This is a genomic window from Pseudomonas sp. AC239 (genome assembly GCF_979258545.1).
In genome coordinates, this window is the sequence record NZ_OZ409864.1 from 3352194 (window position 1) to 3368623 (window position 16430).

18 protein-coding genes are annotated in these 16430 nt (G+C 61.2%); 5 read left to right on the top strand and 13 right to left on the bottom strand.

The window, feature by feature from the left end; translation table 11 throughout:
• Window positions 1-193: 193 nt before the first annotated feature.
• The 8 genes from ACZ0AZ_RS15225 to ACZ0AZ_RS15260 all read right to left on the bottom strand — a co-directional run bounded on the left by ACZ0AZ_RS15225 (window position 194) and on the right by ACZ0AZ_RS15260 (window position 10120).
• Window positions 194-958 carry an ABC transporter ATP-binding protein gene (locus tag ACZ0AZ_RS15225; RefSeq protein ID WP_039762605.1) on the bottom strand — a complete coding sequence of 255 codons (765 nt, stop codon included), beginning with the start codon at window positions 956-958 and terminating at the stop codon, window positions 194-196.
• 12 nt (window positions 959-970) lie between these two features.
• Complete coding sequence (locus ACZ0AZ_RS15230) at window positions 971-2089, bottom strand: succinylglutamate desuccinylase/aspartoacylase family protein (protein ID WP_463570789.1); 1119 nt, start codon at window positions 2087-2089, stop codon at window positions 971-973.
• A gap of 28 nt (window positions 2090-2117) precedes the next feature.
• Window positions 2118-2828 (bottom strand): ABC transporter permease, encoded by a 711-nt coding sequence (locus tag ACZ0AZ_RS15235; RefSeq protein WP_039762607.1) that lies wholly within the window; start codon window positions 2826-2828, stop codon window positions 2118-2120.
• Window positions 2825-3553 carry an ABC transporter permease gene (locus tag ACZ0AZ_RS15240; protein ID WP_039762608.1) on the bottom strand — a complete coding sequence of 243 codons (729 nt, stop codon included), beginning with the start codon at window positions 3551-3553 and terminating at the stop codon, window positions 2825-2827. Before ACZ0AZ_RS15240 ends, ACZ0AZ_RS15235 begins: the two co-directional genes overlap by 4 nt.
• 56 nt (window positions 3554-3609) lie before the next feature.
• Complete coding sequence (locus tag ACZ0AZ_RS15245) at window positions 3610-4392, bottom strand: transporter substrate-binding domain-containing protein (RefSeq protein ID WP_039762609.1); 783 nt, start codon at window positions 4390-4392, stop codon at window positions 3610-3612.
• A gap of 369 nt (window positions 4393-4761) precedes the next feature.
• Window positions 4762-6450 carry an ATP-dependent DNA ligase gene (locus ACZ0AZ_RS15250; protein ID WP_463537666.1) on the bottom strand — a complete coding sequence of 563 codons (1689 nt, stop codon included), beginning with the start codon at window positions 6448-6450 and terminating at the stop codon, window positions 4762-4764.
• Window positions 6447-7481 carry a ligase-associated DNA damage response exonuclease gene (locus ACZ0AZ_RS15255; protein ID WP_024011903.1) on the bottom strand — a complete coding sequence of 345 codons (1035 nt, stop codon included), beginning with the start codon at window positions 7479-7481 and terminating at the stop codon, window positions 6447-6449. Before ACZ0AZ_RS15255 ends, ACZ0AZ_RS15250 begins: the two co-directional genes overlap by 4 nt.
• Window positions 7482-7669: 188 nt before the next feature.
• A complete protein-coding gene (locus ACZ0AZ_RS15260) occupies window positions 7670-10120 on the bottom strand; it encodes a penicillin acylase family protein (protein ID WP_463537667.1) in 2451 nt (816 codons plus the stop codon).
• Between the two features lie 200 nt (window positions 10121-10320).
• Between ACZ0AZ_RS15260 and ACZ0AZ_RS15265 the strand changes: the two genes are divergently transcribed.
• Window positions 10321-10878 (top strand): cysteine hydrolase family protein, encoded by a 558-nt coding sequence (locus tag ACZ0AZ_RS15265; protein ID WP_463537668.1) that lies wholly within the window; start codon window positions 10321-10323, stop codon window positions 10876-10878.
• A gap of 145 nt (window positions 10879-11023) precedes the next feature.
• Here the strand turns inward: ACZ0AZ_RS15265 and ACZ0AZ_RS15270 are convergent, their stop codons facing one another.
• The 4 genes from ACZ0AZ_RS15270 to ACZ0AZ_RS15285 all read right to left on the bottom strand — a co-directional run bounded on the left by ACZ0AZ_RS15270 (window position 11024) and on the right by ACZ0AZ_RS15285 (window position 12818).
• A complete protein-coding gene (locus ACZ0AZ_RS15270; RefSeq protein WP_003198420.1) occupies window positions 11024-11227 on the bottom strand; it encodes an SEC-C metal-binding domain-containing protein in 204 nt (67 codons plus the stop codon).
• A gap of 5 nt (window positions 11228-11232) precedes the next feature.
• Window positions 11233-11718 carry an LEA/WHy family protein gene (locus ACZ0AZ_RS15275; RefSeq protein ID WP_463537669.1) on the bottom strand — a complete coding sequence of 162 codons (486 nt, stop codon included), beginning with the start codon at window positions 11716-11718 and terminating at the stop codon, window positions 11233-11235.
• 121 nt (window positions 11719-11839) lie between these two features.
• On the bottom strand, window positions 11840-12316 hold the full coding sequence (locus ACZ0AZ_RS15280) for a YchJ family protein (protein ID WP_116658542.1): 477 nt from the start codon (window positions 12314-12316) through the stop codon (window positions 11840-11842).
• Window positions 12317-12320: 4 nt separating this feature from the next.
• Window positions 12321-12818 (bottom strand): DUF6231 family protein, encoded by a 498-nt coding sequence (locus tag ACZ0AZ_RS15285; protein WP_463537670.1) that lies wholly within the window; start codon window positions 12816-12818, stop codon window positions 12321-12323.
• 199 nt (window positions 12819-13017) lie between these two features.
• Between ACZ0AZ_RS15285 and ACZ0AZ_RS15290 the strand changes: the two genes are divergently transcribed.
• From ACZ0AZ_RS15290 to ACZ0AZ_RS15305, 4 genes are all read left to right on the top strand, one after another.
• Entirely contained in the window at window positions 13018-13713 is a 696-nt protein-coding gene (locus ACZ0AZ_RS15290) for a PA1041 family peptidoglycan-binding anchor lipoprotein (protein WP_024011908.1), read from the top strand.
• A 90-nt stretch (window positions 13714-13803) separates the two neighbouring features.
• A complete protein-coding gene (locus tag ACZ0AZ_RS15295) occupies window positions 13804-14526 on the top strand; it encodes an OmpA family protein (protein ID WP_463570787.1) in 723 nt (240 codons plus the stop codon).
• 160 nt (window positions 14527-14686) lie between these two features.
• Window positions 14687-14968: a DUF1145 domain-containing protein gene (locus tag ACZ0AZ_RS15300; protein ID WP_016771375.1), complete on the top strand. Its 282-nt coding sequence runs from the start codon at window positions 14687-14689 to the stop codon at window positions 14966-14968.
• Window positions 14961-15719, top strand: coding sequence for a collagen-like triple helix repeat-containing protein (locus ACZ0AZ_RS15305; protein WP_129998832.1), 759 nt, complete (start codon window positions 14961-14963; stop codon window positions 15717-15719). The genes ACZ0AZ_RS15300 and ACZ0AZ_RS15305 overlap by 8 nt, the downstream gene beginning before the upstream one ends.
• A 200-nt stretch (window positions 15720-15919) precedes the next feature.
• On the opposite strand, the gene ACZ0AZ_RS15310 is transcribed toward ACZ0AZ_RS15305, so the two are convergent.
• Entirely contained in the window at window positions 15920-16384 is a 465-nt protein-coding gene (locus ACZ0AZ_RS15310) for a CopD family protein (RefSeq protein ID WP_129998833.1), read from the bottom strand.
• Window positions 16385-16430: the final 46 nt, after the last annotated feature.

Sequence of the window (16430 nt, forward strand, 5' to 3'; positions counted from 1 at the left end):
GCCGGCTGCGTGCGCTCTGGAGGTGTTGTTTCAGAGACAGCGAAGCGGGGGGACAAGTTTAACTTTGTCGGTCGGTGGATTCCCCCTGTGGGAGCGAGCCTGCTCGCGAATGCGATGTCACATTCAACATTGATGTTGACTGATAAACCGCTTTCGCGAGCAGGCTCGCTCCCACACAGGGTTGGGTGCCAACTTATTTAAGATTGCCGCTGAGGAACTGCTTCAGCCGTTCGCTTTTCGGGTTGCCCAGCACTTCTTCCGGCGCGCCTTCTTCCTCCACCAGACCCTGATGCAGAAACAGCACCTGATTCGACACCTTGCGCGCAAAACTCATTTCGTGAGTGACCATGATCATCGTCCGGCCTTCTTCGGCCAGACCCTGAATCACTTTTAACACTTCGCCAACGAGTTCCGGATCGAGCGCCGAAGTCGGTTCGTCGAACAGCATCACCTCCGGCTCCATCGCCAGTGCCCGGGCGATCGCCACGCGCTGTTGCTGGCCGCCGGAGAGAAACGCCGGATATTGATCGGCAACCCGCGCCGGCAAACCGACCTTGTCCAGATAACGCCGGGCGCGATCGTCGGCCTCCTGTTTGCTGCAGCCCAGCACCCGGCGCGGGGCCATGGTGATGTTTTCCAGCACGGTCATGTGGCTCCACAGGTTGAAATGCTGGAACACCATCGCCAGCCGCGTGCGCAGGCGTTGCAGTTCATCGGCGTCGGCGACGTGCATGCCGTGGCGGTCGGTGACCATGCGGATCGATTGGCCATCAAGGCTCATGGCGCCATCATTGGGCTGTTCGAGAAAATTGATGCAGCGCAAAAAGGTGCTTTTGCCCGAGCCACTGGCACCGATCAGGCTGATCACGTCGCCGGTCTTGGCCTTGAGCGAAACGCCTTTGAGCACCTGATGATCGCCATAGCTTTTATGCAGGCCTTCAACGGTCAGTTTGTACATGGACGAGCATCCTCAAGGCGAAAGTAGGTAGCCGCTGCGATAGGCTTCGGCGCCCGCGACGTGGGCGATGACCATGCCGGCAGTGGCCATGCGCCGCAGCGAGCGCGCGTACAGCAGGCCGGCGGCAGTGCAATGAACAGGGGTGACCTTGTCGTGGATCGGGTCGATGATTTCGGCGATCTGCTGCCCGGCCTGCAGGTATTGGCCGGGGGTGGCGCAGTACACCAGCAGGCCGCCGACGGGCGTGGTCACCGGTTCGACACCGGCCAGCGGCGTGGCCGGGTACGGCAGCGGCGGTTGCGGTTTGGTCTCGCCGACGATGGCGTCGAATTGGATCAGGTAATCGATCAGCGCCTGACAGTCGCGGCTGGCCAGCGGGTGATTGACGTCGCCCTGGCCGCGCAACTCGACGGTCACCGAGAAACTGCCCAGCGGAATCTCGAACTGCTCGCCGAAGCGCTCGCGCAATTGCCACCAGAGCAGGGTGAAGCATTCATCGAATGACTGGCCGCCGGAATCGGTAGCGAGCAGGCTGGCCTGCGCTTCGATATAGCGCGCCAGCGGCTCGACCTGCGGCCACGCCTCGGGCGTGGTGTAGAGGTGCACCACCGATTCGAAGTCGCAGTGCAAGTCCAGCACCATGTCTGCATCGCAGGCCAGGCGTTGCAGGGTCAGGCGCTGGGATTGCAGTTGCGTGGTCGGCGTCTGGCGGGCGAGGGCGCTGCGCAGGCTGGCGCGGATCAGTTCGAGGTTGTGCTGCGCATCATCATTGAGTTGGCCTTCGATGGCGTTGCCGATTTCCTCGCTGAGGTCGACGAACCAGCGATTGAAGTTCTGCCCGCTCTCCAGTTCGTAACGGCCCAGCGGCACGTCCATCAGCACCTGTTCGAGGCCGACCGGGTTGGCCACCGGCACGAGGACGATTTCGCTGCGCAGGCGGCCGGCGGCTTCCAGCTCGGCCAGGCGCTGCTTGAGGTGCCAGGCGACCAGCATGCCCGGCAGTTCATCGGCGTGCAGCGACGCCTGAATGTAAACCTTGCCCTTGGCCTGCTGTGGGCCGAAGTGGAAGCTGTGAATCTGCCGTGCGGTCCCCGGCAGCGGGGCCAGCAAGTCATGGATCTGGTGGCGCATTGTTATCTCTTTATTTTTGAAGCCAGTGCTAGTGAGTCGGCCCGAGGAAGGCCAGCCAGCGGCGTTCGGCGAGGCGGAACAGGCCGACCAGCGCAAACGTAATGGTCAGATAGATCAGCGCGGCGATGCCGAATGACTGGAAGGTCAGGAAGGTCGCCGAGTTGGCATCCCGCGCGACTTTCAGGATATCGGGAATGGTCGCGGTGAACGCCACGGTGGTCGAGTGCAGCATCAGGATCACTTCGTTGCTGTAGTAAGGCAACGAGCGGCGCAGTGCCGACGGCATGATCACGTAGGCGTACAACTTCCAGCCGGTCAGGCCATAAGCCTTGGCCGCTTCGACTTCGCCGTGGTTCATGCTGCGAATCGCCCCGGCGAAAATCTCCGTGGTGTACGCGCAGGTATTGAGCGCGAAAGCGAGGATCGTGCAGTTCATCGCGTCGCGAAAGAAACTGTCGAGGATCGGCTGTTCGCGCACGGCGGCGAGGCTGTAGATGCCCGTGTAGCAGATCAGCAACTGGATATACAGCGGCGTGCCACGGAACAGGTAGGTGTAGAACTGCACCGGCCAGCGAATGTAGAAGTGCGGCGAAACCCGCGCGATCGACAGCGGAATCGAGACGATGAAGCCGATGCAGATCGAGGCGGTCAGCAGCCACATCGTCATCGCCAGCCCGGTGATGTTCTGGCCGTCGGTATAAAGGAAGGCTTTCCAGTATTCCTGCAGGAGTTCGATCATCGTACGGCCTCCCGGGCACCGGCGGCGTAGCGGCGTTCGAGCCAGCGCAGGATGAAGTTCGAAGCACTGGTGATCAGCAAATAGATCAAGGCGGCAAGGACCAGAAAGTAGAACAGTTGATAGGTGCTTTTACCGGCGTCCTGCGCTGCCTTGACCAGATCGGCGAGGCCAATGATCGACACCAGCGCGGTGGCCTTGAGCATGACCATCCAGTTGTTGCCGATGCCTGGCAAGGCAAAACGCATCATTTGCGGAAACACCACGAAGCGAAAACGCTGGCCACGTTTGAGGCCATACGCGGTGGCGGCTTCGACTTGGCCACGCGGCACCGCGAGGATCGCGCCACGGAAGGTCTCGGTGAAATAAGCGCCATAAATGAAGCCCAGCGTCAGCACGCCGGCACTGAACGGGTCGATTTCGATGTATTCCCATTCCATGTAGTCGGTCAGCGACGTCAACCAGGTTTGCAGGCTGTAGAAGATCAAGAGCATCAGCACCAGATCCGGCACGCCGCGAATCAGCGTGGTGTAGAGCTGTGCGGGCAGGCGCAGCAGTTTGACTTTCGACAGTTTGGCACTGGCGCCGAGCAGGCCGAGCAACACGGCGACCAGCAGCGACATCGCCGATAATTTGATGGTCATCCAGGTGCCTTGCAGCAGCAACGGGCCGAAGCCCTGCAGACTGAAGGAGGCCAGCCCCAGATTTTGCAGAAGGGTTTCAAACATAAATCAGCAACCTGAACGGATGGAAAAGGCGCCCATCGAGGATGGGCGCCGGGGCATTATTTGCCGCTGTACAGATTCAGATCGCCAAAGTGTTTCTTTTGAATTTCGGCGTATTTGCCGTCGTCGTGTAACGCTTTGATACCTTTATCCAAAAGTGCTTTCAGCTCAGTGTTACCTTTCTTGATACCGACAGCCGTTTTGGCTGGCAGCAACTCGCTGTCGACCGGCTGGCTGATTTCATACTCGGCGCCTTTTGGCGACTTCAGAAAACCCAATTCGGCTTGCAGCATGTCCTGGATACCGGCGTCGAGACGACCGGAAGTCAGGTCGGAATACACCTGATCCTGGTTCTGATAGGCCTGGGTTTTCACGCCGGCCTTGTCCAGTACGGCTTTGGCGTAGGCTTCCTGAATGGTGCCTTGCTCATAGCCAACGGTTTTGCCCTTGAGCGAAGCGACATCGGCGGTGATGCCGGAGCCTTTCTTGAACACGTAAGCGGTCGGGCCGGAAAACAGTTCGCTGGAGAAGTCGATGACTTTCTCGCGGGCCGGGGTCACGGTCATCGACGAGATCACACCGTCGAACTTGTTGGCCTTGAGGCCCGGAATCATGCCGTCGAAATCGCTTTCGACCCACTTGCACTTGACCTTCAGTTCGGCGCAGATCGCGTTGCCCAGGTCGATATCGAACCCGACCAGGCTGCCGTCGGCCGCTTTCGACTCGAACGGTGCGTACGAAGGGTCAACGCCAAAGCGCAGCTCTTTGTATTCCTTGGCCAGCGCGGAGCCGGCGGAAATGCACAACGCCAGTGCAGAAAGGGTCAGCAATGCTTTTTTCATTATTCAATCCCTAAGAACCAATATGAGCGCTTGTGGCGCAGAATTATTGTTACTGCAACGCTTACGACCTGTAGAAAGTAGCAATTTCCGAACCAGAGTGCCGAACAGGTGTTTTAAAAGGTCGAGTGCAGAGAGGCAAGGGTAGTTGAATGCACGGAAACGGGCATTGCTGTTTGCATGCACTGTTTTGGATCAAACGCGTAGCTCGGAGCAGTTGAAACTGTGGCGAGGGGCTTTATCCCGATCGGCTGCGCAGCAGGCGCAAAAACCTGAGTGCACGATTTCAGGGGGAAATTGCTGGGGGCCGCTGCGCCGCCCAGCGGGGATAAATCCCCTCGCCACAGGGTTCTGCGATGTGTCGAGAATGAATCAGGCGAGCAAGTCTTGCAGGGTAGCGAGACTGTCCGCTTCTTCGACGGTCTTGTCCTTGCGCCAGCGCAGCATGCGCGGAAAACGCACGGCGATGCCGCTCTTGTGCCGGCGCGACAGGGCGATGCCTTCGAAGCCGAGTTCAAAGACCAGACTCGGCTTCACACTGCTCACCGGGCCGAATTTTTCCACCGTGGTTTTGCGCACGATGCTGTCGACCTGGCGCATCTCTTCATCGGTCAGCCCCGAATACGCCTTGGCGAACGGCACCAGCGAGCGCTGGCTGGATTCCGGCGGGCCGTCCCACACGGCGAAGGTGTAATCGCTGTACAGACTGGCGCGGCGGCCGTGTCCACGCTGGGCATAAATCAACACGGCATCGACGCTGAACGGGTCGACCTTCCACTTCCACCACACGCCCATGTCCTTGGTGCGGCCGACGCCATATAGCGAATCGCGGGCCTTGAGCATCATGCCTTCAACGCCGAGTTTGCGTGACGCTTCGCGCTGGCGGCCAAGGTCGAGCCAGTCTTCGCCGGTCAATACCGGCGAGGGCAGCAGCACCGGGCTGTTGCAGCGCGCGATCACTTCCTCGAGTTGCGCCCGGCGCTTGACCTGCGGCTGGTTGCGCCAGTCTTCGCCCTGCCATTCCAGCAGGTCGTAGGCGAGCACCACCACCGGCACTTCTTCGAGAATCTTCTTGTCGAGCGTCTTGCGACCGATGCGTTGTTGCAGCAGGGCGAACGGTTGCACGGCCGGCGGCTCATCGGATTGCGGATCGAAGGCATCTTCGGTGGTTGGATGGGTGCTCTTCCACACGACGATTTCGCCGTCGATCACCGTGCCGTCGGGCAAGCCGTGCACCAGCACATCGAATTCAGGGAAGCGCTCGGTCACCAGTTCCTCGCCGCGCGACCACACCCACAGCTTGCCGTCGCGTTTGACCACTTGCGCACGGATGCCGTCCCACTTCCACTCCACCTGCCAGTCGCTGGCCGGGCCGAGCAATGCTTCGAATTCCTCCACCGGTTGCGCCAAGGCATGGGCGAGAAAAAACGGGTAGGGCTGACCGCCGCGCTGGGCATGTTCGTCGGCGGATTCCGGGGCGATGAGTTTCAGGTAACTGGCGGCGTTGGGACGGTTCGACAGATCGGTGTAACCGACCAGACGCTGGGCCACGCGCTTGCTGTCGAGGCCGGCCATCGACGCCAGAGCGCGGGTGACCAGCAACTTCGACACGCCGACGCGGAAACTCCCTGTGATCAGCTTGATGCACAGCATCAGGCTCGGCCGATCCAGTTGCGCCCACAACATTGGCAATTGCCGCGCCAGATATTCCGGGGTTTCACCGCGCAGTGGCAGCAGCTTGTCTTCGATCCATTCGGCAAGACCGGCCTCGGAGCTGTGCGAATTTTCCGGCAGCACCAAAGAAATGGTCTCAGCCAGATCGCCGACGGCCTGATAGCTTTCTTCGAACAACCACGGCTCCAGTCCCGAAACTTCGACCGCCAACTCTCGGAGGATGCGCACCGGTACCAGTTGTCGCGGCCGGCCACCGGAGAGGAAATACACCGCCCATGCGGCATCTTGTGGCGCGGCCTGCGCGAAGTACGCCTGCATCGCCGCCAGTTTGGCGTTGCTCGACGTGGTGGCGTCGAGTTCGGCATATAACTCGGCGAAGGCTTTCATGGGGAGGTCTCGGCGACGGTGGGTTCGGTGGCGATGTTGTCGTCTTCGTCATCGCCGTATTCGGTGGTGAAGCCTTGTGCATCGAGGCCCTGTTCGCGCAAATGGCGCACGAGCACACCGATCGAGCCGTGGGTGACCATCACCCGTTCCGCGCCGGTCTGGTTGATCGCCCACAGCAGACCGGGCCAATCGGCGTGGTCGGAAAGGACGAAACCGCGATCGACGCCGCGCCGCCGCCGGGTTCCGCGCAGGCGCATCCAGCCGCTGGCAAAGGCATCGCTGAACTCGCCGAAACGGCGCATCCAGGTACTGCCGCCCGCTGACGGCGGCGCAATGACCAGCGCCTGACGCATGATCGGATCGCTTTTCTTCACGTCGCCGGCGTAGATCGTCGGTGGCAGGTACACGCCGGCATCGCGATAGACCCGGTTCAACGGCTCGACCGCGCCGTGGCTGAGAATCGGCCCGAGGGTTTCGTCGATGCCATGGAGAATCCGCTGGGCCTTGCCGAAGGAATAGCAGAACAGCACGCTGGCCTTGCCGGCGGCGATGTTGGCCGCCCACCACTGATTGATCTCGGCGAAGATCTGCGCCTGCGGCTGCCAGCGATAGATCGGCAGGCCGAAGGTCGATTCCGTGATGAAGGTGTGGCAGCGCACCGGTTCGAATGGGGTGCAGGTGCCGTCCGGCTCGACCTTGTAATCCCCCGATGCAACCCAGACCTCGCCACCGTATTCCAGCCGCACCTGTGCCGAACCGAGGACATGCCCGGCCGGGTGAAAACTCAAGGTCACGCCGTGGTGGGTCAGGCGTTGGCCGTAGTCGAGGGTTTGCAACTGGATGTCCTGACCCAGACGCGCGCGCAGAATCCCGGCGCTGGCGCTGCTCGACAGGTAGTGCTGATTACCGGTGCGCGCGTGATCGCCATGGGCATGGGTGATCACCGAACGCTCGACCGGCCGCCACGGATCGATATAGAAATCCCCGGCGGGGCAGTAGAGACCTTCAGGTCGGGCAATAACAAGATCCATGTCGTGACCGGAATGGGGGGCTTGTTAACTATGAGGCGGGCGTGAAGCTGGAAGTTCGATCGGCTTTAAGGGGGATGCAAAGCCAATGTGGGAGCGAGCCTGCTCGCGAAAGCGGTTTACCAGACACATCAATTCTGACTGTGCCGCCGTCTTCGCGAGCAGGCTCGCTCCCACAGGGGGAACTGCGTTTACTTGCCGGGGGTGAGGGTCAAGCGGGCCTTGCCATACACCCGGTCAAAGTTCTGCGGCTGCATCGGCAAGCCGATGTACTGACCTTTCAGCCACGCATCGATCCCGTTCAGGTAGTTCGGACTCAGTGGATTGCCCGACTGCCCCGTACCGTTCTGCGCCATCAGCGGTTCGCTCTGGCCGAAGTCGACGATAAAGCGCATCGACGGCGCGCGCGTGGTGACGAAGTCCTGGCCCCAGGCAAACGCCGAGCCGTTCAGCGTGGTGTGATCGCCACCAGCCGCCAGCGGCCCGCGCACAGTCTGACCGTTGCTGTTTTTCCACGCATAGCTGTGCAGTTTGCCCCACTGCCAGGCGCGGTGATCGCCGCCCAACTGACTGTCGCCAGCCGTAATCGCCGCAGCGAGGCTACGGGCGAGAATCACCGCTTTGTCTTCCTTCTGCGGCGTGCGCAGGTCATCCCAGAACGGACTGTCCTCACGTCCCAAGAGATGATCGGCCTGCGCCGCGTAGGACAGGTCGCCATTGGCGACAAAGGCCTTCCACGCCGGGCTCGACTCAGGCCCCAGTTCGTCGAGGAAGGTCTGCTTCATGCTTTCCTGCAAAAACAGCTCGTAGATTGCCGCATCCGCCGAGGTCGGGCTGAGCTTGCCGTCGAACGCCATCAAGCGTGTGAAGGCTTCGTGAGCCTTGCTGCGTTCGGCGTCCGGCAGGGCGTCGATCGCCTGTTTCAGCGGTTGCTTCATCCCCGGTGCTTCGAAGACTTTTTTCAGCTTGGTGGCGAAAGTGGTGGTCTGGTCGTACTGCATGGCGATCACGCTGCGGCTGTCGTGCTTGCCGCTGCCAGCCATTTCCGCCAAGCGTTCGCCGCGCTCCGGTGCCGCCCAGGATTTCGACAACTGCATGCCGTAGCCGTCGGGGATGACGCGCTGGTTGGCGGTGCCGAGCCAGCCTTGTGCCGGGTCCTGATCGTAGGGGTGCAGCATCGGGTCGGCGTAACCGTCCCAGTCGTAGCGACCGTCCCAGCCCGGCGAGGGCAGCAGGCCTTCGCCTTCGCGACGGTTGGGGAAGCGCCCGGTGACTTGCCAGCCAATATTGCTTGCGTCGGCGAATACCAGATTGAGGGTGATGGCGCGGATTTCGCGGCTGGCGTCCGAGGCGCGCTCGACGTTCTGCGCGCGGGTGAGATCGAAAAAGGCATCCAGGGTTTTGTCGTCGGTGAAGCTTGGCGTCTGCAGGGCGAGGCCGAAACCGCTGCCTTGCGCCGCTGCCTGGGCACTGTTGAGCAGCGCGCCGTGGCGGGTTTCGTAAACGGCTTCGCGAATCGGTCGCTCGCCTTTGACGAAGTAGGTTTCGTTGCGCACACCCAGCGGCTGCCATTTGCCGTTGACTTCATAAGTGAGGCTGCTGCCCTGACGGCGGATTTTCTCGAGGAACAGATCCTGGTTATCGCCGAGCACGCTGGTCATGCTCCACGCCACTTTGCCGTTGAAGCCGCCGAGCACCATCGGCAGACCGGCAACCGTGACGCCGGCCGCCTGATATTTCGGCGCGCGGATCTGCACGAAACTCCACAGCGACGGTGCGGCCAGCGGCCCGTGCGCATCGCTGGCCAGCAGGCTCTTGCCGCTGCGGCTGCGTTGCGGGGCGATCGCCCAATTGTTCGCAGTCGGCGTGGCGAGCAGGTTCAGCGCCGACAGTTGCTGGCTGGCGTTGCTCAATTCCGTCAGCCCCGGAATCTGCCCGTTGAGCTTGAGGCCTTGCAGCTTATCGGCTTCAGCCACTGGCAGGTTTTCATCGGGTGCTGACGGGCTCAGCCAGGCGAGTTTGTCAGTGGTCACGGTTTGCGCGAGCACCAGCGACTGGATTTCCTCCGGCAGGTTGGCTGACTGGCTGAAATTCAGCAGGGCGAAAATCAACGCCGAATCTTCCGGTTTCCAGTATTCGGGCTTGTAACCGCTGGCGGCGAGATCGCCCGGCAACTTGTCGGCGTAGCGGAACAGGTAGGCGTTGACGCCCCGTGCATAGACCTCGAAGAAGCGCTTGAGCCGTGGCGACGAGGCCTTGTACAGCTCGCCGGCGCTTTTCTTCAGATTGACCGCGCGCATGTAGCGATCGGCATCGAGCATCGACGCGCCGGACATTTCCGCTAACCGGCCCTGAGCCAACAGGCGCAGGGTGACCATCTGGTTGATGCGGTCGCTGGCGTGGACATAGCCGAGGCTGAACAGCGCGTCATGGAAGCTGTTGCTTTCGATCAACGGCATGCCCATCGCATTGCGCCGCACCGACACGTTCTGCGCCAGGCCCTTGAGCGGTTGCACGCCGGAGGTCGGCGGCAGGCTGTCCTGGGCGTTCCAGGTCTGGCAACCGGACAGGCCGAGGACACCGGCCACTGCTGCGGCAACGCCGAACCGGGGAAGAAAATGTGTAAGGGCTGGCGAGGCCATGGCGAAGCTCCTGCGGGGTATAAGGCTGGGGGCGCAATAAAGCCGCTACGTTAGTGACGGCGCGAGGGCCGCGCAAGCGGGGCGAGCGGTTATTTGTGCAGTTGTCGGCTGATCGGTCAGGGCTGTGGCGGTTGCTTGTGGGAAAGCCCTGATGTTGAACTACGGAACAAGTCCCAAGACCTGTCAGGAGAAAGATCGCTATGCAGCTTCAAAGCAACACTGCGCTGATCATCATTGACCAGCAGAAAGGCATCCTGCATCCACGTCTGGGGCGGCGGAATAATCCTCAGGCCGAAGAGCGAATGCTTGCGTTGCTGGCGCATTGGCGCCGGAGCGGGCGCCCGGTGATTCACGTGCAGCACTTGTCGCGCTCACCTGATTCGGTGTTCTGGCCGGAGCAGGACGGAGTGGAGTTTCAACCGCGCTTTGCGCCGCAGGAGGGTGAATGGCTGATTCAGAAACAGGTGCCGGATGCGTTTTGCGCCAGTGGGTTGGAAGCTCAGTTGCGTGAGGCTGGGATCGGGCAATTGATCATCGTCGGTGTCGCGACCAATAACTCGGTTGAATCAACGGCGCGCACCGCAGGCAATCTGGGGTTCGACACGTGGGTGGCGGAGGATGCGTGCTTTACCTTCGACAAGGCCGATTATTTCGGCACACCGCGAACAGCGGAAGAGGTGCACGGGATGTCGCTGGGGAATCTGCATGGGGAATATGCGACGGTGGTCAGTAGTGTGCAGGTTTTGGCGGCAGGCTGAAGTTTTGTAGTGGAGGCGCCGCCGCCTTCGCGAGCAGGCTCGCTCCCACAGTGACCATATTTCTTCAGATGAAACGCGATCCCTGTGGGAGCGAGCCTGCTCGCGAAAGCGGTGTGTCAGGCGAAGAAGACCTTCGCCAGTGACATCAAGCGCCGTGGCACTTCTTGAATTTCTTGCCGTTGCCGCATGGGCAAGGGTCGTTGCGGCCGACGTCTTTCAGGGCGTTGCGCACCGGTTCCTGGTGGGCGTGGCCGCAGTTCGGGCCGTGGACATGGCCATGGTCGTGATCGTGATGGTGGTCATGATCGTGGTTGCAGTCAGGGCCATGGACATGGGGTTGCTGGGTCATCGAGGTCACTCCGGAGTTAGATCGGCGGGGATTATCACGCCATTGCGCTCAAGGTGCACGTAGTGGGCGATGAATAAACCTGTTTCCATTTCCCCCTGCAATCGATACGGAATCTGCTGACCAGGATTTTTCAGCAACTTCACCACCTGTTTGATCTTCGGCCACAGGTTGGTGCGGATCGGCACTTTGAGGTAAGCGCTGCGCTTTGGCCCGACGGTAAACCAGTGCTCATGCTCGCCTTCGGTGAGCAGCATGTCGGCCAGGTGAATCCGGTATTCGAGGCCGCGCACGGTCAGGTCGCTGTCGTTGGGATTGTCGACGCGAAAGTGCAGGATGAATTTCTGCTCAAGCAGCTTGGCCCGCACCACCTCGACTTTCACCAGATGCACGGCAGGCTCGACGCTGTCATCGCTGAACCACGAGGCACAGCCGCCGAGGTTTACGATCAGCATCAACAGCAGACAATGTAATGTGCGCCGGCGACCAAGCATGGTGTTACTCCCTTTGGTGCCAGTCTAGACCTAAAAAGATCGCAGCCTCCGGCGGCTCCTACAGAGTGAACGCAAATCCTGTGTAGGAACTGCCGAAGGCTGCGATTTTTTGATCTTCAGCTCAAGCGCCGAAATAACCCGCACAACACTTCTTGAACTTCTGCCCGCTGCCGCAAGGGCATCCGTCATTGCGTCCCAGCTTCATCTGCACCGTGGGATCGATGAAATACCAGCGCCCGGCGTTCTGCACGAATGAAGAGCGCTCGCGATGGCTGTGCTCGCCCTGGCTGTCGTGCCAGCGCGCGGTGAAAGTCACAAACGCGTGTTCCGGCTGGCCGCCGAACACTTCCGAGCTCTCGACCTCAAGGCCAAGCCAGGTGCTTTGGGCACTCCAGTCGCTGATCGATTGCCTGTTCAATCCCGCTTGCTGGGCGGGCAGGGTAGTCGCCACCAGATAGTCGATCAGCCCCAGCACATAAGCGCTGTAGCGCGAGCGCATCAAGGCTTCGGCACACGGTGCCGGGTGGCCGTCATGATATGGGCCGCAGCAGGCGTCCAGCAGATTGCCGCTGCCGCAAGGGCAAATGGCTGTACTCATTGCATTACCACCAGTATTTCCCGAAGTTTTCCGGATTGGCCCAGAAGCGTGAATTGAGCCAGTCGGGCACTTGTTTGTAGTCAAGCAGATCGTAGGTGAACAGGGTCAGCACCTGCTCTTCGCGCTGGAAGCGCTCGCTGGCCTGCAGGGCCAGCGAATAGAAATCGGTTTCCTGCCAGCCGCTGGCTGCCAGATCCGCCAGCACCGCGATGCGGCTGGCGTTGAGATTGCGGATGCCGCCCAACAGATTCAGGCCATCGCGCTTGGGCAAATGTTCCAGGCAATCGACTACCAGCGCCAGCTCGAAGCGTTGCGCGGCCAGCTCAGCCGGCAGTGCGCCGGGTGCGGCATGGGCGACCACGGTGCCGGGGTGCGCGTCCTTGAAAGCGCTCAACGCGGGAAATTCGCTGGCGCCGATCAGCAGCAGACGGGCCGGGGCGTAGCGATCCAGCAAAGCGGCCAACGCTTGTTGTGGCGTGCGCGAAGAAATGGCGGCGTTCATCGAAGCTCCTCAGTCAGACCGCCAAGACTAGCCTGCCAGACCGCGTCGGCAAAGCTCCCGGTGGCGGCGGTTTTCGCCAAAAGAGGCAAACCCCTGTGAACACGGTCGCAAACAGCGGTGGCCTATTGCTGGCGGAGATTAAAACTCCGGTCTTTACTCCCTGAATCGGTTTCAAGCCGATCCCTCAGGAGAAAACTAGATGAGCATAGTTCGGACAGCATTACCCTTGGTTCTGCTAACCAGTGTGTTGACTGGTTGTGCAGGTTTGCAGAAAACCGACTGGCCGACCTGTGCGGCGGTCGGTGGTGTGGTCGGTGCCGGTCTCGGCGCGACTGAAAGCGCTTCGTGGGCCGGCTACGGTGCGCTGCTGGTCGGCGGCACGGCAGCGGCCTATTGCTGGGTGCACGGCGATGGCGATGAAGACGGCGATGGTGTGCCGGACAGTCGTGACAAGTGCCCAGGCACGCCAAAAGGCGTGCAGGTCGATGCTGACGGTTGCCCGCCGCCGACGCCTGCGCCAGTGGTCGAAGAAGCGGTAGTGGTCAAGGAAGAAACCATCGTCATTCGTGATGTGCATTTCGAGTTCGACAAAGCCACGCTGACCGGCCCTGACAAGCAAGTGCTGGACAAGGTCGCCGATCGCCTGAAACAGGAGTCCTCTACCGCGCAACTGACCGTGACCGGTCACACCGACAGTGTCGGCAGCGATGCCTACAACAAGAAACTGTCGGATCGGCGTGCGCACTCGGTGGTGGAATACCTGATCCAGCAGGGCGTGCCGCGTGCCAGCTTCGTTTCGGTGTCGGGCCTTGGTGAAAGCCAGCCTGTCGCTGACAACAAGTCGGCCGATGGTCGTGCACAGAACCGTCGCACCGAAATCAAAATCGTCCGCTAGCCCCTCTCGCATCCGCGGCTTGTGCAGTCGCGGATGCGGGTCTTTACTCCTGTGTAACCGGTATGGGCCGGTACACAGGAGCGTTCACAAATGCGTGTTTTCTCAAGGTCCGTCATGCCGGTGCTGCTGCTTGGCAGCTTGCTCACCGGTTGTGCCACTCACAGCGATGGCACCGCCCCCCTCAATCAACGTACGTGGCCGATCTGCAGCCTGCTTGGCGGCCTGGTCGGCGGCGGTCTTGGCGCCATTGAAAGTGCCGGCTGGGCCGGCGGCGGCGCGGCATTGGGTATCGTCACCGGCGGGCTGATCTGTTACGCCCAGGATGGCGACGAGGACAGCGACGGCGTGTTTGACCGCCGCGACCGTTGCCCGGACACGCCGGAAAATACCGAAGTCGATCATCGCGGTTGTCCGCGGCCGCAGTATCCAGTCGCAGGGAAACCGGTCGAACCGGCGCCGCAAACCGAAGTGATCACCTTGAGTGACGCCGGCAATGTGCTGTTCGATTTCGACAAGTCTGATCTGACTCCAGCGGCAAAAGCCCAGCTCGATACCTTGATGGACAAGCTGCGCAATGCCGATGTGGTCAGCATCAAAGTCATCGGGCACACCGACAGCAAAGGCTCCGACGCCTATAACCAGGCATTGTCGGAACGCCGTGCGAGCATTGTTGCGGCGTACCTGCTGAGCCAGGGCCTGGCGCCGAACAAACTCACCAGCGAAGGTCGGGGCGAGAGTGAACCGGTGGCCGACAACGCGAGCGATGAAGGCCGCGCGGAAAATCGCCGGGTCGAGCTGCACATCAATCGGTAGGAAACCTCTGTGGTGCGCAGGCTAGAGCTGCCGGGTCGAAATTGTCGGCCCGGCAGCCATTTCCTCGGCGTTTGCACAAATTTCATTTTTCCCTCTGGCTTATCCCCCGCAGAAGCCGGTACTGTGCGTGCAAAGAATAATTCGCAACACGGGGGAGCGTATGAAGGTGTTCTGGGGGCTGGGGCGTTTGCTGACCCTGCTGTTCTGCTGCGTGGTACTGGCCAATCAGTTGGTGCCGTTTGTTCATCCGCTGCATCTGCTGGTCAATCTGGCCGGTGCTCTGTTGTTGCTGATTCATTTACTCGAAGTGCTGCTGTGCAACCGCAGCCTCAAGGGCCGTCCGCACCCTTGGCGTGATCGTGGTCGCATCCTGTTGTTCGGCGTTTTCCACCTGCAAACCATCCCGGCCCCGGCCGCTCCGGAGGCTTCTTCCCATGCGTAAACTTTGCCTGCTCGCTGCATTCATCAGTCCACTGGCCTGCGCCCAGGTGGTCAATGTGCAAAGCAATTCGCTGATGCGTTTGCCCAACACCACCAGCACGCTGCAACTGGAGAAGCTGGAAGTCGCCGATTACGGCACCTTGCTGATCCCGTCCAACGTGACTGAGTTGAACATCGATGAACTACGCCTCGGCCACGAAGCGCGCATCGCCATCGTTCCGGCTGAACAAGCGCTGGAAGTGAAGGTCAAGCGCGCTGAATTGAGCGAGGGCAGCCAGATCACCGCACGCGGCGCCCCCGGCACTTATGAAAAAGCGGCCCGGGCCGGGCGCAATCTGAATCTGCAATTCCAGGCCCTGAGCGCGCCGCAACTGACGGTCGATGCCCGTGGCGGCAGGGGCGCGCCGGGTTTCGTCGGCCTCGACGGCGGCAACGGCGAAGATCCGGGCTGCACCTATGGCTCGGCCGGCCACGGTGCCGATGGCAGTGACGGCAGCGATGGCCAGCCAGGCGCGCCGGGTGCGCTGGTGCGCCTCGCCGTACCACGGGATTTTCCGGTCGAGCTGATCAAAGTCAACGTGGCTGGCGGTGCCGGCGGCCCGGCGGGTGTCGGTGGGAAAGCAGGGAAGGGCGGCAAATCCAAGGGCTGCCTGGTGTACCGCGCAGATGGCGGCAAGAACGGCAAGGCCGGCGTGGATGGCCAGCCGGGGCCGGAGGGAGCGGCGGGTTCGGTTACCGTGCAACGGCTCTAAAACTGCGACCCACTCTCTGATCAATAAAATGCTTTGGTGAGTGAAGATCTTTGGTGAGTGAAATTATGTGGCGAGGGGATTTATCCCCGCTGGGTCGCGAAGCGGCCCCGCTCTAAAAATCAAAAGCGGGACTGCTACGCAGCCCAGCGGGGATAAATCCCCTCGCCACAACTGTGTTCACAGCAGAAAAATAGTGCGATTCAGAGCATCGGTCTCGCCGCCGCCACCGCCACCAGCACCAAGCCGACCAGCAGATTAAGCCCCACCACCCGACGAATCCGCCCCAGCACTGCCGCACCCGCCGGCCAATCCTTCGCCTCAACCGCCGTGCGTAACTCCGGTAGCATCAACCCCTGAATGCGGATGAACAGCGCCGTCATCACCACATACAAACCGATCATCACCTGCACATACTTCGGCGCGGTCTCGAAGCCGACCTGCTGCAGATGCAACATGCCCACGCCGCTGATCGGCAACAGGATCACCGCGACCCAGACCCAACGGAAAAAACCTTGAAACACTTCCACCCACAGGGTCAGGCGAGCGGGGCCGTCCAGCGCCTTCACAGCCGCAGGGCGCAAGACCATCCAGGCGAAAAACATGCCGCCGACCCACACCAGAGCGGCAAGGACATGCAGGGGGTAAACGAGGCTAAAAGGTGTCATTGGGTCACTCCGTTCTGCGCGGGATCGATTAGCGGGGTATGATAGC

Excerpts from the sequence above, each read along its gene's own strand:
- ACZ0AZ_RS15225 (WP_039762605.1), bottom strand. The coding sequence starts at position 958 with ATGTACAAACTGACCGTTGAAGGCCTGCATAAAAGCTATGGCGATCAT.
- ACZ0AZ_RS15230 (WP_463570789.1), bottom strand. The coding sequence starts at position 2,089 with ATGCGCCACCAGATCCATGACTTGCTGGCCCCGCTGCCGGGGACCGCA.
- ACZ0AZ_RS15235 (WP_039762607.1), bottom strand. The coding sequence starts at position 2,828 with ATGATCGAACTCCTGCAGGAATACTGGAAAGCCTTCCTTTATACCGAC.
- ACZ0AZ_RS15240 (WP_039762608.1), bottom strand. The coding sequence starts at position 3,553 with ATGTTTGAAACCCTTCTGCAAAATCTGGGGCTGGCCTCCTTCAGTCTG.
- ACZ0AZ_RS15245 (WP_039762609.1), bottom strand. The coding sequence starts at position 4,392 with ATGAAAAAAGCATTGCTGACCCTTTCTGCACTGGCGTTGTGCATTTCC.
- ACZ0AZ_RS15250 (WP_463537666.1), bottom strand. The coding sequence starts at position 6,450 with ATGAAAGCCTTCGCCGAGTTATATGCCGAACTCGACGCCACCACGTCG.
- ACZ0AZ_RS15255 (WP_024011903.1), bottom strand. The coding sequence starts at position 7,481 with ATGGATCTTGTTATTGCCCGACCTGAAGGTCTCTACTGCCCCGCCGGG.
- ACZ0AZ_RS15260 (WP_463537667.1), bottom strand. The coding sequence starts at position 10,120 with ATGGCCTCGCCAGCCCTTACACATTTTCTTCCCCGGTTCGGCGTTGCC.
- ACZ0AZ_RS15265 (WP_463537668.1), top strand. The coding sequence starts at position 10,321 with ATGCAGCTTCAAAGCAACACTGCGCTGATCATCATTGACCAGCAGAAA.
- ACZ0AZ_RS15270 (WP_003198420.1), bottom strand. The coding sequence starts at position 11,227 with ATGACCCAGCAACCCCATGTCCATGGCCCTGACTGCAACCACGATCAT.
- ACZ0AZ_RS15275 (WP_463537669.1), bottom strand. The coding sequence starts at position 11,718 with ATGCTTGGTCGCCGGCGCACATTACATTGTCTGCTGTTGATGCTGATC.
- ACZ0AZ_RS15280 (WP_116658542.1), bottom strand. The coding sequence starts at position 12,316 with ATGAGTACAGCCATTTGCCCTTGCGGCAGCGGCAATCTGCTGGACGCC.
- ACZ0AZ_RS15285 (WP_463537670.1), bottom strand. The coding sequence starts at position 12,818 with ATGAACGCCGCCATTTCTTCGCGCACGCCACAACAAGCGTTGGCCGCT.
- ACZ0AZ_RS15290 (WP_024011908.1), top strand. The coding sequence starts at position 13,018 with ATGAGCATAGTTCGGACAGCATTACCCTTGGTTCTGCTAACCAGTGTG.
- ACZ0AZ_RS15295 (WP_463570787.1), top strand. The coding sequence starts at position 13,804 with ATGCGTGTTTTCTCAAGGTCCGTCATGCCGGTGCTGCTGCTTGGCAGC.
- ACZ0AZ_RS15300 (WP_016771375.1), top strand. The coding sequence starts at position 14,687 with ATGAAGGTGTTCTGGGGGCTGGGGCGTTTGCTGACCCTGCTGTTCTGC.
- ACZ0AZ_RS15305 (WP_129998832.1), top strand. The coding sequence starts at position 14,961 with ATGCGTAAACTTTGCCTGCTCGCTGCATTCATCAGTCCACTGGCCTGC.
- ACZ0AZ_RS15310 (WP_129998833.1), bottom strand. The coding sequence starts at position 16,384 with ATGACACCTTTTAGCCTCGTTTACCCCCTGCATGTCCTTGCCGCTCTG.